This is a genomic window from Burkholderia sp. AW49-1 (assembly GCF_053427845.1).
The window spans coordinates 1-13,050 of record NZ_JBSAXF010000006.1 but is presented as its reverse complement, the minus strand read 5'-3'; the positions used below and the strand labels follow the sequence as shown (position 1 = coordinate 13,050).

Annotated in this window: 12 protein-coding genes; 5 read left to right on the top strand and 7 right to left on the bottom strand. The window is 68.1% G+C overall.

Annotated features, from left to right (window positions below):
* Window positions 1-301 precede the first annotated feature (301 nt).
* The 3 genes from infA to ACV22W_RS11760 all read left to right on the top strand — a co-directional run bounded on the left by infA (window position 302) and on the right by ACV22W_RS11760 (window position 2,493).
* Window positions 302-565: a translation initiation factor IF-1 gene (gene infA, locus ACV22W_RS11770; protein WP_006483034.1), complete on the top strand. Its 264-nt coding sequence runs from the start codon at window positions 302-304 to the stop codon at window positions 563-565.
* Between the two features lie 417 nt (window positions 566-982).
* The gene (locus ACV22W_RS11765; RefSeq protein ID WP_448019327.1) at window positions 983-2,248 is read left to right on the top strand and encodes an alkaline phosphatase family protein; all 1,266 of its coding nucleotides are present in this window, start codon (window positions 983-985) and stop codon (window positions 2,246-2,248) included.
* Window positions 2,245-2,493 carry a hypothetical protein gene (locus ACV22W_RS11760; protein WP_059691331.1) on the top strand — a complete coding sequence of 83 codons (249 nt, stop codon included), beginning with the start codon at window positions 2,245-2,247 and terminating at the stop codon, window positions 2,491-2,493. The genes ACV22W_RS11765 and ACV22W_RS11760 overlap by 4 nt, the downstream gene beginning before the upstream one ends.
* Window positions 2,494-2,709: 216 nt before the next feature.
* Here the strand turns inward: ACV22W_RS11760 and ACV22W_RS11755 are convergent, their stop codons facing one another.
* From ACV22W_RS11755 to ACV22W_RS11725, 7 genes are all read right to left on the bottom strand, one after another.
* Window positions 2,710-4,098 (bottom strand): MFS transporter, encoded by a 1,389-nt coding sequence (locus ACV22W_RS11755; RefSeq protein ID WP_448019325.1) that lies wholly within the window; start codon window positions 4,096-4,098, stop codon window positions 2,710-2,712.
* Between the two features lie 256 nt (window positions 4,099-4,354).
* Window positions 4,355-5,395: a 4-hydroxy-2-oxovalerate aldolase gene (gene dmpG, locus ACV22W_RS11750; RefSeq protein WP_448019323.1), complete on the bottom strand. Its 1,041-nt coding sequence runs from the start codon at window positions 5,393-5,395 to the stop codon at window positions 4,355-4,357.
* A gap of 16 nt (window positions 5,396-5,411) precedes the next feature.
* The gene (locus ACV22W_RS11745; protein ID WP_448019322.1) at window positions 5,412-6,311 is read right to left on the bottom strand and encodes an acetaldehyde dehydrogenase (acetylating); all 900 of its coding nucleotides are present in this window, start codon (window positions 6,309-6,311) and stop codon (window positions 5,412-5,414) included.
* 13 nt (window positions 6,312-6,324) lie between these two features.
* Complete coding sequence (gene dmpE, locus ACV22W_RS11740) at window positions 6,325-7,107, bottom strand: 2-oxopent-4-enoate hydratase (protein WP_448019321.1); 783 nt, start codon at window positions 7,105-7,107, stop codon at window positions 6,325-6,327.
* A gap of 98 nt (window positions 7,108-7,205) precedes the next feature.
* Window positions 7,206-8,588, bottom strand: a complete 1,383-nt coding sequence (locus ACV22W_RS11735) for a DUF1329 domain-containing protein (RefSeq protein WP_448019319.1) — start codon at window positions 8,586-8,588, stop codon at window positions 7,206-7,208.
* A gap of 41 nt (window positions 8,589-8,629) precedes the next feature.
* The gene (locus ACV22W_RS11730) at window positions 8,630-10,195 is read right to left on the bottom strand and encodes a DUF1302 domain-containing protein (RefSeq protein WP_448019317.1); all 1,566 of its coding nucleotides are present in this window, start codon (window positions 10,193-10,195) and stop codon (window positions 8,630-8,632) included.
* Between the two features lie 150 nt (window positions 10,196-10,345).
* Window positions 10,346-11,125 carry an SDR family oxidoreductase gene (locus ACV22W_RS11725; protein WP_448019316.1) on the bottom strand — a complete coding sequence of 260 codons (780 nt, stop codon included), beginning with the start codon at window positions 11,123-11,125 and terminating at the stop codon, window positions 10,346-10,348.
* A 138-nt stretch (window positions 11,126-11,263) separates the two neighbouring features.
* On the opposite strand from ACV22W_RS11725, the gene ACV22W_RS11720 reads away from it, so the two are divergent.
* On the top strand, window positions 11,264-12,109 hold the full coding sequence (locus ACV22W_RS11720) for an alpha/beta fold hydrolase (RefSeq protein ID WP_448019315.1): 846 nt from the start codon (window positions 11,264-11,266) through the stop codon (window positions 12,107-12,109).
* Window positions 12,110-12,171: 62 nt separating this feature from the next.
* Window positions 12,172-12,960 (top strand): SDR family NAD(P)-dependent oxidoreductase, encoded by a 789-nt coding sequence (locus ACV22W_RS11715; RefSeq protein WP_448019314.1) that lies wholly within the window; start codon window positions 12,172-12,174, stop codon window positions 12,958-12,960.
* Window positions 12,961-13,050 lie beyond the last annotated feature (90 nt).

Here is a 13,050-nt window from a genome sequence, read left to right as displayed (position 1 = left end):
ACGACGTGCGATCCAACGCCCTCGCGACGCGCTCGCCGCATCGCCAGCGGCCCATGCTTCAACCCGAGTAGACCGTCGCCATGCCGCACGCGGCGCGGTCCCGACTTTGCGCGGTGCCGATCGCACCGCCGCCACCGACCGCCCGACCGCCGCATTGCGCCGGGCTCCGATTGCAAGACGGGCGCGTCGTCCGTCTGAATGAATTGATCCCCGGCATCCCGCCGGCCGCCGTCCCGTTGCGGGGCACGGCGCCGGTGAGTTCGCCGCGGCCGCGGTCATCACCTTGTCTGGAGGAATTGGTTTGGCAAAAGAAGAACTGCTGGAACTGGACGGAATCGTCGACGAAGTGCTGCCGGACAGCAAATACCGTGTCACGCTGGAAAACGGCGTCGTGGTCGGCGCGTATGCGTCGGGCCGCATGCGCAAGAACCACATCCGCATTCTCGCGGGTGACCGTGTGACGCTGGAACTGTCGGTGTACGACCTGACGAAGGGGCGCATCAACTTCCGTCACAAGGACGCGAATTCGCCGCGTCCGCCGCGCAGCGGGCAGCCGCGTCGCTAAAGCAAAGCAGTAGCGATCGGGCAGCGCAACGCCGCACCGATCGAAACCCGTCCGGCCCGTTCATGCGGCCGGGCACACCGGATGGACGGCGCGGTTCGCGCCGTTCGGCGGTCGCCGGCGGCGGGGCAGTGCCGCGGCGGCCGAGGCCGCATCCTCTCCGGTCGAATCACCCGATTCGGCTCGTTTTCCCCGCACTCGTCGATTCACCGCGCATCGCTTTCCGCGGCCACGCCGGTCGTCGGCTGATGCCCGCGTCTTGTCGCGTGCCGTCCCCGGCTTTACGCGCGGGCCGGCGTAGCCGTACACTCGTCGGCAATTCGCGGCCCGAGCACGTTGCAGCGCCTTTCCTTTCGGTTTCTTTTCGTGCCGCCGCGATCGTGCCAGCCGGATATTCGTCGCGCGACGCCAGGAGGCGCCATGAGTGCAGACGCAACCCCCGCAGCTCCTTCCGTTCCCGCAGTTCAGTCGGTTCAGGACCGCATCCGGCACGTGTTCGTGCTGATGCTCGAGAACCGCTCGTTCGACCATCTGTTCGCGCTCTCGGGCATCGCCGGCATCACTGCCGCGACGCCGGGCGACAGCAACGCATACGGCGGCACCGTCCATCCGTTCGGCGGCGGCGCGCCGGACCGGATGCCGACCGATCCGTGCCACGAATTCACCGACGTGCTCGAACAGTTGTGCGGCGCGGGCGTGCCGTTCGTCAAAGGGCGGCCTTATCCGAGCGTCGACAATTCGGGATTCGTGTCGAATTACGCGACGTCGCATTCCGAAGGCACGCCGCCGCAACCGGGCAGCGTTGGCGCGATCATGCAGGGTGTGGATGTGCGCACGCAGGCGCCGTCGCTGCATGCGCTCGCGAACGCATTCGTGCTGTGCGACCGCTGGCACGCGTCGATGCCGGGGCCGACCTGGCCGAACCGCTTCTTCCTGCACGGCGCGTCGTCCGCCGGCCTCGACCATTCGCCGACCCGCGAAGAAATGGCCGGATGGGATACGTTCGACGGCTTTCCCTATCCGAAAGGCTCGATCTTCGCCGCACTCGGCGACGACAACTGGCGCATCTACCAGGACCAGTCGGGCGATCCGCTCGGCCATGTGCCGCAGGTGGCCTCGCTGAAGGGCGTGAGCTTCTTCGACGTCGACGATCTGGCCCACTTCGAAGCCGATCTCGCGGCCGGCTATACCGCGCGCTACACGTTCATCGAGCCCGGTTACGGCGACATCGTGCACGGCACCTACCAGAACGGCAGCTCGCAACATCCGATGGACGGCCTTGCCGGCGGCGACCAGCTCGCTGCGCGCGTGTACGACGCGATCCGCAATTCGCCGGTGTGGGAGCGCAGCCTGCTCGTGATCGTCTACGACGAGCACGGCGGCTTCTACGATTCGGTCCGCCCGGGCGCGGCGCCCCCGCCGAACGATGGCGCGGCCGCGACGCTGAACGCGAGCGGTTTCGGCTTCGACGTGTATGGCGTGCGTGTGCCCGCGATCGTCGTGTCGCCGTGGGTTGCGGCAGGGCACGTCGATCACACGACGTACGATCACAGCTCGGTGGTCGCGACGCTCGGACGCCTGTTCGGTCTCGCGCCGCTGACCGATCGCGATCGCGCCGCGAACGACCTGCTGTCGCTTGTGACAGCTACCTGCCGCACCGACTGCCCGGCGAGGATCGGCTCATGAACACGACTTCGGCGACGGACCCGCGCGACGCGCTGCCCGTGCGTGACGGCACCAGCCTGATCGCGTATCTGCACATCCTGAAGAAGGCGCATGCGGCGCTGGTCGGGCACGACCACGCGCATCGGCGGTTCAGCGAGATCGTCACGCGCGGACAGGCGCGGCAGTACATCGAGGAGCTGATGCCGACGCTGCTGCAGGCGCGCGCGGCGCATCGGCGACGCAGGCATGGCGGAAAGCACCGTTGACGCGGTGCGTGGTTGACGCCTGACGGCTCGTGCCGACACGCTACGGGCGAACGGCGAACGGCGAACGGCGAACGGCGAACGGCGAACGGCGAACGGCGAACGGCGAACGGCGAACGGCGAACGGCGAACGGCGAACGGCGAACGGCGAACGGCGAACGGCGAACGGCGAACGGCGAATGCGTTACGCGCCGCGCGTGAGCGATGAGCCACGCTGCATCACGCCGGCTGCCGCGCGCGCCGCAGGCTGACCGCCGCCCCGGCCGCTCCCGCCAGCTGCACCGCCGCGCCGGCGAACATTGCCGCGCGCAAGCCCGCCGTGCCGCCGTGCACGGCTGCGAACAACGTGCCGAGCACCGCGATCCCGAGCGTCGCGCCGGTCATCCGCGCGACGTTGACGAGCGCGCTCGCGGTACCCGAACGCGCGGCATCCACCGCGCCGACGGCGACGGTCATCAGCGGCCCCGTCGCGATCCCCATCCCGAGCCCCGTCAACGCGAGGCCGATCTCGGCGCCGAGCAGGCCCGGCGATGCGGCGGACGCGCCGATCGCCGCGAGCCCGCTCGCGATCACGGCGACGCCGCCCGCCGTCGTCACGCGCGTGCCGACGCGTTCTGACAACGGCCCCGAGCACGGCGACACGGCGACGAACACGAGCGCCATCGGCAGCAGCGCGAGGCCCGCACCGGTCGAGTCGAGGCGGCCGATGCTCTGCCATGCGAGCGGCAGCAGGAACAGCACGCCGTACATCCCGAACGTCATGCCGGTGGTCGCGGCGATCGCGCCGCGAAACGCGCCGAGCCGGAAGATGTCGAGCGGCACCAGCGCGGCCTCGCCGTGGCGCCGTTCGATCGAGACGAAGGCGACGAACGACGCGATCGCGACACAGCCAGCGATCGCACTGGCGACCGGCGCCTCGCGGAACACGATCGCCGCATACGCGAGCGTGCCGAGCGCGAGCGCGCCCGCGATTTGCGCACCGCCGTCGACATGCCGGCCGTGCGGATCGGACGACTCGGGCACGGCGGGAATCGCGAGCAGCATCGCCGCGATGCTCAGCGGCACGACCACGAAGAAAATGCTGCGCCAGCCGAAGTGCCGGATCAGCACGCCGCCGAGGGTCGGGCCGATCGCCATCGCGACGCCGTTGCACGCGGCCCAGATGCCGAGCGCGCGGCCGCGCTCGCCCGGGTCGCACCACATGACGCGCACGATCGCGAGCGACGCGGGCAGCAGCAGTGCCGCGCCGACACCGGCCAGCGCGCGTGCGCCGATCAGCACCGACACCGACGGCGCGAGCGCGCACAGCAGCGACGCGACGGTAAACACGGCCGTGCCGGCCATGAAGATGCGGCGCCGGCCGTAGAGGTCGGCGCACAGCCCGCCGGTCAGCAGGAGCACCGCGTAGGTGAGGTTGTAGCTGTCGACGACCCATTGCAATGCGCCCACGCCTGCGTGGAAATAGTCGCCGATCGCACGTGTCGCGAGATTGACGACGGCCGTGTCGACCTGCGCGACGAGCACGGCGAGGCAGAGGGTCAGAAGCGTGATGCTGCGCCTTCCGGCGATTGCGACGGCGGCCGGGGCGCGATGTCCCGAATTCGGCAAAATGGGTCGCTCCGTGAAGAATGTTCAATCGATACTGCACAGCGTCGGCTGAGGATGCATGCGCGCATCCTCCGTGCCGGCGCGCTCGCCACGTTGGCCATGCTGCCGCAGTGTGTGCACGCCGAGGAGCTGGCTGGCACATGCCGCAAGGAACATTCGCGATATCGTCGGCCGAACCTGCGCGGTAACGGGGCGCATCGCGCCCCGTTCCGCAGATTCGCCGGCGTATCGGGCGATGGCGGCCCGATATCGTCGATCACGCCGGTTGCGCCGCCACCTCCCGCGCGCGAACCATCGTCAGCGCCGCATCCTCGATCATGTCCTCCTGTCCGCCGACGAGCCGCTGGCGACCCAGTTCGACGAGGATGTCACGCGCGGGAATCCCGTATTTCGCTTCCGCACGCTTCGCGAACAGCAGGAACGACGAGTAGACGCCCGCATAGCCGAGCGTCAGCGCATCGCGGTCGAGGCGGATCGGCGCGTCCATGATAGGCACGACGAGATCCTCGGCCACGTCGGAAATCGCGAACACGTCGACGCCCGTTTCGATCCCCATCCGGTCGCACACGGCGACGAACACTTCCATCGGCGTATTGCCCGCGCCCGCGCCGAGGCCGGCCGCGGCCGCGTCGATCCGGTTCGCGCCGGCGGCGACCGCCGCGACCGAGTTCGCGACGCCCATCGCGAGGTTGTGGTGGCCGTGGAAGCCGAGTTCCGTCTCCGGCTTCAACGCGGCGCGCACCTGGCCGATCCGAGCGGTCACGTCGTCGGGCAGCATGTGGCCGGCCGAATCGGTGATGTAGATGCAGTTCGCGCCGTACGACTCCATCAGCTTCGCCTGCACGACGAGCTGCTCGGGTGACGACATGTGCGCCATCATCAGGAATCCGACCGTATCGAGTCCTAGCGTGCGCGCCAGGCCGATGTGCTGTTCCGACACGTCCGCTTCGGTGCAGTGCGTGGCCACGCGGATCGTGCCGACGCCGAGTTCGTGCGCCATGCGCAAGTGCTCGACGGTCCCGATGCCCGGCAGCAGCAGCGCCGACACCTTCGCCTGCTTCAGCTCCGGGATCACGGCGCTCAGGTACGCCTCGTCGGTATGCGCGGGAAAACCGTAGTTGACCGATGCGCCGCCGAGCCCGTCGCCGTGCGTGACCTCGATCAGCGGCACGCCGGCCGCATCGAGCCCGCGCGCGATGTCGCGCATCTGGTCGAGCGTGATCTGATGACGTTTCGGGTGCATCCCGTCGCGCAACGACATGTCGTGGACGGTGATCTTCTTGCCTGCAAGTGACATCGTGTGACTCCTCGACTCAAGCGGTGGCGGCCGTCGCGGCCAGCATCTGTTCGGCGAAACGCTCGGCCGTGGCGGCCGCGGCGGCGGTCATGATGTCGAGGTTGCCCGCGTACTTCGGCAGGTAGTCGCCGAGCCCCTCGACTTCCATGAACACCGACACGCGGTTGCCGTCGAACACCGGGCCGTTCTTCAGCGTGTAGCCGGGCACGTAGCGCTGCACTTCCTTGACCATCGCGTGCACCGACGCCGTGATTGCGTCGACGTCGGGCGGGCCGTCGGTCAGGCAGTGGATCGTGTCGCGCATGATCAGCGGCGGTTCGGCCGGATTGATCACGATGATCGCCTTGCCCTTGCGTGCGCCGCCGACCTGTTCGATCGCGCCGGACGTCGTGCGCGTGAATTCGTCGATGTTCTTGCGCGTGCCGGGGCCGACCGAGCGCGACGATACCGTTGCGACGATCTCGCCGTACACGACCGGCTGCACGCGCGACACCGCGTACACCATCGGGATCGTCGCCTGGCCACCGCAGGTCACCATGTTCACGTTCATCTGCGCGCTGTCGAGGTGCGCGTCGAGGTTCACCGGCGGCACGCAATACGGCCCGATCGCGGCGGGCGTCAGGTCGATCATCTTCACGCCGAGCGCGGTGAGCTTGTCGGAGTTGTCGCGGTGCACGTACGCGGAGGTCGCGTCGAATGCGATGCGGATGTCGTCGGCGGCGACGTGCGGCAGCAGCCCGTCGACGCCCTGGTCGGTGGTCTTCAGGCCGAATTCGCGGGCACGCGCGAGGCCGTCGGATGCCGGGTCGACGCCGACCATCCACACGGGTTCGAGCACCGTCGAGCGGCGCAGCTTGTACAGCAGGTCGGTGCCGATGTTGCCGGGCCCGATCAGTGCGCATTTGATTTTCTTCATCAGGTTCGTTCCTTTAGATAAAGCGGACGTCGCAACTGCCGATGCCGGAGATGTGCATCGACAGCGCGTCGCCGGCCGTGACCGGAATCAGTTTCGCGAGCGAGCCGGACAGCACGATCTCGCCGGCAAGCAGCGGCACGTCGTATTCGGCGAGGGTGTTCGCGAGCCACGCGACGGCGTCGGCAGGATGGCCGAGCGCCGCGTCGCCACGGCCTTGCGCGACGCGCTCGCCGTTCTTCTCGATCGTCATCTCGCACGCGGCGAGGTCGAGCGTGCGCGGGTCGACGCGCGCATCGCCGAGCACGTACACGCCGCACGACGCGTTGTCGGCGACGGTGTCCTCGATACGGATCGCCCAGTCGCGGATGCGCGAATCGACGATCTCGAAGCAGGGCGCGACGGCGGCCGTCGCGGCGATCACGTCGGTGCGGTCGATGCCGGGGCCGCGCAGGTCGCGCGCGAGGATGAACGCGATTTCGCCTTCGGCGCGCGGCGCGATCAGCGATTCGGTGGCGATCGCCTCGCCCCCCGCGTAGTGCATGCCCGACAGCAGGATGCCGAAATCGGGCTGGCGCACGTTCAGCATGTCCTGCACGGCCTGGCTCGTCACGCCGATCTTCTTGCCGACCACCGATTCGCCGCGCTCGACGCGGCGTTCGATGAAGCGTTGCTGGATGCGGTACGCATCGTCGAGGGACAGCCGGCGCGGGCGGCGCGACAGCGGCGCGACCGGTGCGCGTGCGTGCCACGCGGCGTACAGCTCGTCGCCGAGCGTCGTATGCAAGCGGGAAGACATCAAAGGGCCCTCGAATGGAAAAGGCCGCCGTCCCGGGCGGCGTCGGGCGCCGGAGCGAGGCTCCGGCGCGTGGGGCGCGGGCGTGCCGCGCCGGATGCTTAGTTACCCGAACTGCGGATCGCGTCGGGCGAGAAGTACGCCTCGCTGAACTGCGGGCTGCTGTCGAGTTTCGGCATCGGCCCTTCGTTGGTCAGGCGGTCGGCCATGTACGCGCCGGAGATCAGGTCGTGGAAGAACACGACGCCGGGGTAGAACGTCTTCGCGTCGTACGCGTACAGCGTCGTCGCGACGTTGGTGCGCCACAGCTGGCCGCGTGCGTCGTAGTTGTCGGCGAGCAGCGTCATCCACGAATCCTCGTCGATGTACAGCACGCGCTTCGCGTACTGGTGGCGATAGCCGCTCTTCAGCGTCGCCTGCAGCACCCATACGCGATGCAGCTCGTAGCGGATGTACGACGGGTTCTCGTGGCCCTTGGTCAGCAGGTCCGCATACTTGACCGAGCTGTCCATCGCCTTGTAGTTGTCGTACGGCACGTAGATTTCGCGCTTGCCGGCGATCTTCCAGTCGTAGCGGTCGCCGGGGCCGTTGTACAGGCGGTCGTCGTCGACGGTGCGGAAGCCGCCTGGGCCTTGCGGCTGGTCATAGCCGTATTCGGGCGCCTGGCGCACGCGCCGCGTGCCGGGGTTGTACATCCACGTGCGCGACGAGTTGTCGGCGCCGGCCTTGTCCCAGTTCGTGAAGCCGACAATCAGCGAGCCGCGGTCCGACAGCGGCAGCTCCGTCGCGTTGCGGTAGAACGTGCGGTTGTTCAGGTCACTTTTCACGTCATACTTGCCGACGTTGCGCGGCGAGTAGATGTCGTAGCGCACCTTGCCCCACGCAATGTTGCCGTCGGAGTACACGACCGCCTGATCGTAGGTCGCCTGCTCGGTGCCGATCGCCGACGAGAAGCGCTGGTTCCACAGCAGCTCGGCGGCCGTCTTCGGAATCGGGTAGGGCACTTGCGGCGGCGCGTTGGTCAGCCCGTTCGCGTCGGACGTCATCGTCGAGTCGGGCGCGTACGTGCGGATGTCCTTGTAGACGGAATCCGCGTAGCGGAAGTCGCGATGGCTCGGGTAGACGTTGATCTTGAACGTGGCCGGGTAGCGCTTGAACATCGCCTTCTGGCCGTCGGTCAGGTGCTCCGCGTACTGCGCCATGTTCTCCGCGGTGATCGTCGCGACCGGCTTCTCGCTCGCGAACGGATCGGGGTAGCGGCCGCCGCGCTTGTACTGCACGTCGGGCGGCGTGCCGAGCCACTTGCCCGACCACTCCGGCACGCCGCTGTCCTTGCTCGCGGCGCGCACCGCACCCATCGGCGTGAGCGGGCCGTCGAGTGCCTTCAGGTCGTCCGGCGTGACCCTCGGGAACGATGCCGTCGCGACGAGCGCGCACGCGGCCATCACCGACGCGCGCAGGATAGGGAGACGAGTTCGTTTCATGACAAATCCTCTTCTTGCTGAGTGACGAGCGGGCGGGCCGCTCAGAAGTGGTAGGTCGCCGTGGCCAGCACGTAGTCGCGATCGGCGAGCGGACGCGTGACGGGGTTCGGCGAACCGAGGAACTTCGCGTAGACGAGCGACAGCGACAGGTTGCTCAGGCGCGTGAACGTGACGCCGGCGGTCACCCGGTGGTCGCCCTGGCCCGTCAGCGAGCCGAGCGCGCCGGCCAGCGGCGACGTACCCGCCAGGTCATGCGTGTACGTGAGCGGCACGTCGAGATCCCAGCCGTTGAACACGTTCTTGTAGCTGAGCGTCCAGGCCAACTCGAGGGCGAGCGCGTTGCGCGAGTTCGTGAGGGTGGTCGAGCCGTCGACGGCCGAGATGCCGCCCGCGTGCACGTACGTGATTTCGCCGACCAGCGACTGCGAATTCGCGAGGAAGCTCGGCCCGATCGAGTAGATGCCGGACAGGTTGAGCTGCGTGACGTTCGCGCGCGTCGCTTGCGCGCCGGTCGGCGTGTTGACGAGCACGGCCGCGCCCTGGCGGTATGACGCTTCGCCCGCGACGTTGACCGGACCGACCTGCGTCGAGAAGCTCGCGCCGGTCAGCTTGATGTTGTTGAAATAGGTCTGCCGGTACTGGAGCACGGGATAGAACGACGTGACGACGCTCGGGTTCATGTCGTTGTAATGCAGGTGATACACGCCGAGCTCGGTGTCGCCGAACACGCGCAGGCGTGCGCCGATACCCCACTGGTTGTGCGCGCTCGGCTTTTCGTCGGCGCCGCGCGGAATGATCATCCCGCCCGGGCCGATGATGAACTGCGCACCGGGGCCGACCACGTCCGAATAGCTCCAGTACGTGCCGGGCGCGGTCAGGCGGTTCTGCTGGAACGAGAACTGGTAGTAGCCGAGCAGGCTGAAGTTCGGTGTGATCTGCCACTGCGTCGAGATCTGCGGCACGGGCAGCAGGATGTCCTTCACCTGAGCGCCCGCGACATAGGACTTGGTGGCGTCGGCCGGGCCTTGCGCGCCCGCGATGTTCGGGAAGAACAGGCTTTCGCCCCACGCGACCACCTGGTCGCCAACCTTCACGTTCAGGCTCGTCGCGCCGATCTTGAAGGTGTTGTACGCGTAGGCGGCGAGCAGCGTCGTGTGGCCGCCCGACCAGTAGCGGGCATCGCTCGTGAAGTTGTTGTACCGGCCCGACTGGTTCACGGTGCCCGGCGCGTCGTTGTAGTTCGGGCGGTGATAGGCCTGATCGTAGAACGTGCTCGCGCGGACGAACACACCCCAGTCGTCGTGCTTCAGGTTCACTTCACCGAGCACGCTGACCTGATTCTCGATCAGCTTGTTCTTCGCGAAGTTGCGATCGCCGTCGTCGGCATTGATGTTCGCGGGCGTCAGCAGATTGCCACTCGGCGCACGCGTGCGCATGCCGAGGCCGTAACTCAGCGTGAACGTGTAGTCCAGCGTCGTGTCGGCGCCAAGCTCGATCGTGCTGCCCGCGTGCGCGTTGGGAACGGCGCACGTCAGCAGCGCGGCGGCCAGCGTCGACAGCGTGGCGGTGGCCCGCTTGTCGGTACGGCGCGAAATCCGTTGATGCATGGTGTCTCCTCTGGGGTATCGACGACGGTCGACTGTGGTTGTCGTGAGAGGCAGAGTAGGGAGATCGCGGTAGCAGGGAATCGTCGAAATGAACTAGATGACTTCCCTAGGACTGGAAACGATCGGGGCGCGCCGGTCGTGTTGCGCGCGTCAGCGTGGTTCCGTTTTTGCCGCCGCGAGGAACGCCGGCCGTTCGCCGCCGCCGTCGAGCCGCAGGTTCGCGCCGGACGTGTACGACGCATCGGGCGACGCGAGGAACAGGCACGCCGACGCGACGTCGTCGGGCGTCGCGAGCCGTCCGGCGGGAATCGTCGCGCGGATCGCGTCGAGCGCGGCATCGTCGCCGTAGTGGCCTTCGGTCGCGGATTCCGTCTGGACGAGGCTCGGGCTGATCGCGCACACGCGCACGCGCGGCGCCCATTCGACCGCGAGCGACGTGACCGCGTTGACGAGGCCCGCCTTCGCGGCGCCATAGGCGGCGGTGCCGGGCGAGGGGCGCGATGCGCTGACGCTCGCGATGAACAGCATTACGCCGCCGTGCGCTTGCGGCTGCATGATCGCGTTCACGCGCTGTGCGAGCTGCAGCGGCGCGATCAGGTTGAGCCGCACGATCGATTCGGTGAAGCGCGGCGACGCGTCGGCCGCGAGCACGAACGGCGAGCCGCCCGCGTTGTTGATCAACACGTCGAGGCAGCCGGTGGCGTCGCGGATCGCCGCGAGCATCGCGTCGACCTGCTCGATGTCGCGCAGGTCGGCCGCGATGAAGGTGGCCGTGCGGCCGCCGGCCGAAGGCGGTGTGTCGGGCACGCTGCGCCCGCACACGAACACGCGCGCACCCGCCGCGAGAAACCGCTCGGCGATGCGCCGCCCGATTCCCTTGGTGCCGCCCGTCACGAGCACCGTCCTGCCGCTGTAGTCGAATCCGTTCATCGTCTGCCTCCGTTTCGGTGGCCCGATGATAGGAACAAGCGCGCACGGTTTCGTAGTCTGAAAGGATGATGCCGGCCGGCGCCGGCGGCGCAATCATCGTGGCAGGCATCCATCGACCGACGAAGGAGACAACCCGCGATGACGACCCCCACGACGCCGCCGGCCGGCATCTTCACCGACGTACCGGGCGGCCTGCGCCTGCATCACTTCGAGGCGGGCGATGGCCGCCCGGTGGTGTTCATCCACGGCAGCGGCCCGGGCGCCAGCGGTTTCAGCAACTTCAAGCACAACTACCCGGCATTCGCGGCTGCCGGCCATCGTGCGATCGTCGTCGACCTGCCGGGTTACGGGCAGTCGTCGAAGCCGTCCGACGTCGCCTACACGCTCGATTTCTTCGTCGATGCGCTGCACGCGCAGCTGTCCGCGCTCGGCATCGGGCCGGCCGTGCTGCTCGGCAATTCGCTGGGCGGCGCGATCGCGCTGAAATACGCGCTCGATTATCCCGACGAAGTCGACGGGCTGATCATGATGGCGCCCGGCGGCGTCGAGGATCGCGACACCTATTTCCGGATGGAAGGGATCCAGCGAATGGTGAAGCTGTTCACCAATCGCCAGATGAATGACGACACCATGCGCGAGCTGCTGACACTGCTGGTGCACGATCCGGCGATCGTCACCGACGCGCTCGTCGCCGAGCGGATGAAGGTGTGCGTCGAGCAGCCGACCGAAGTGCTGTCGACGATGAGCGTGCCGAACCTGACGGGGGCGCTCGGCGACCTGCGCTGCCCGGTGCTCGGCTTCTGGGGCACGGACGATCGCTTCAATCCGGTTGGCGGCGCGCTGACGTTCCTCGAACGCTGCCGCGACGCGCGCTTCGCGCTGCTGAACCGCTGCGGCCACTGGGTCATGGTGGAACACGCGGCGTATTTCAATCGCGAATGTCTTGATTTCCTGGCGGTGCCTGCCGCGATCGCCTCACGATAACGCCCGATGCCCCTGATGACCGGCCCGTTCGAGGCCGGTTCGCCTGACTACACGGAGACACAATGAAACTCATCGAAGACCTGTTCGACCTGTGCGGCAAGGTGGCCGCGATCACCGGCGGCGCACGTGGCATCGGCGCGGAAACGGCACGCACGCTGGCCGCGGCCGGCGCGAGCGTGGCGATCCTCGACGTGCTGTCGCAACCGGCGGAAGCGCTCGTCGAGGAGATCCGCGCGCAAGGCGGCCAGGCCGCGTTCTGGTCGCTCGACGTGACGCGCGAGGCCGACGTGGCGCGCGTGTTCGACGAGATCGTCGCGCGCTTCGGGCGCCTCGACGTGCTCGTGAACAACGCGGGCATCGAAGGGCACAACGTGCCGACGCACGAACTCACGCTCGCGCAATGGCAGCGCGTGCAGGACGTGAACGTCAACGGCGTGTTCCTGTGCACGCGCGCCGCGATTCCGCACCTCGAGGCGGCCGGCGGCGGCTCGATCGTGAACCTGTCGTCGATGTACGGGATCGTCGGCGGTCCCGACGTGCCCGCGTATCACGCGTCCAAGGCGGCGGTGCGGATGATGGCGAAGGTCGACGCGATGCTGTATGCGGCGAAGAACATCCGCGCGAACTCGGTGCATCCGGGCTATATCCGCACGCCGATGCTCGAGGACGCGTTCCGCCAGATGGGCCAGGATCCGGACCGCGCGTTCGAATACATGCAGACGCACGTGCCGATGGCGAAGATCGGCAGCCCGCGCGACATCGCGGCCGGCATCCTGTATCTCGTGTCGCCGGCGGGGCGCTACGTGACGGGTGCGGAGCTGGTGATCGACGGCGGATACACCGCGCGCTGACGCGCCGCGGCGGTCGAAACGAAACAGGAGACACGCAGTTGAAAGCGCTCGTGGCAGTGAAGCGCGTGGTCGACGCGAACGTGAAGGTCG

Bases quoted from the DNA above. Each gene is read 5' to 3' on its own strand.
- ACV22W_RS11720 (WP_448019315.1), top strand. From the start codon at position 11,264: ATGACGACCCCCACGACGCCGCCGGCCGGCATCTTCACCGACGTACCG.
- ACV22W_RS11745 (WP_448019322.1), bottom strand. From the start codon at position 6,311: ATGAAGAAAATCAAATGCGCACTGATCGGGCCCGGCAACATCGGCACC.
- dmpE (WP_448019321.1), bottom strand. From the start codon at position 7,107: ATGTCTTCCCGCTTGCATACGACGCTCGGCGACGAGCTGTACGCCGCG.
- ACV22W_RS11715 (WP_448019314.1), top strand. From the start codon at position 12,172: ATGAAACTCATCGAAGACCTGTTCGACCTGTGCGGCAAGGTGGCCGCG.
- ACV22W_RS11735 (WP_448019319.1), bottom strand. From the start codon at position 8,588: ATGAAACGAACTCGTCTCCCTATCCTGCGCGCGTCGGTGATGGCCGCG.
- ACV22W_RS11765 (WP_448019327.1), top strand. From the start codon at position 983: ATGAGTGCAGACGCAACCCCCGCAGCTCCTTCCGTTCCCGCAGTTCAG.
- ACV22W_RS11725 (WP_448019316.1), bottom strand. From the start codon at position 11,125: ATGAACGGATTCGACTACAGCGGCAGGACGGTGCTCGTGACGGGCGGC.
- dmpG (WP_448019323.1), bottom strand. From the start codon at position 5,395: ATGTCACTTGCAGGCAAGAAGATCACCGTCCACGACATGTCGTTGCGC.
- ACV22W_RS11730 (WP_448019317.1), bottom strand. From the start codon at position 10,195: ATGCATCAACGGATTTCGCGCCGTACCGACAAGCGGGCCACCGCCACG.
- ACV22W_RS11760 (WP_059691331.1), top strand. From the start codon at position 2,245: ATGAACACGACTTCGGCGACGGACCCGCGCGACGCGCTGCCCGTGCGT.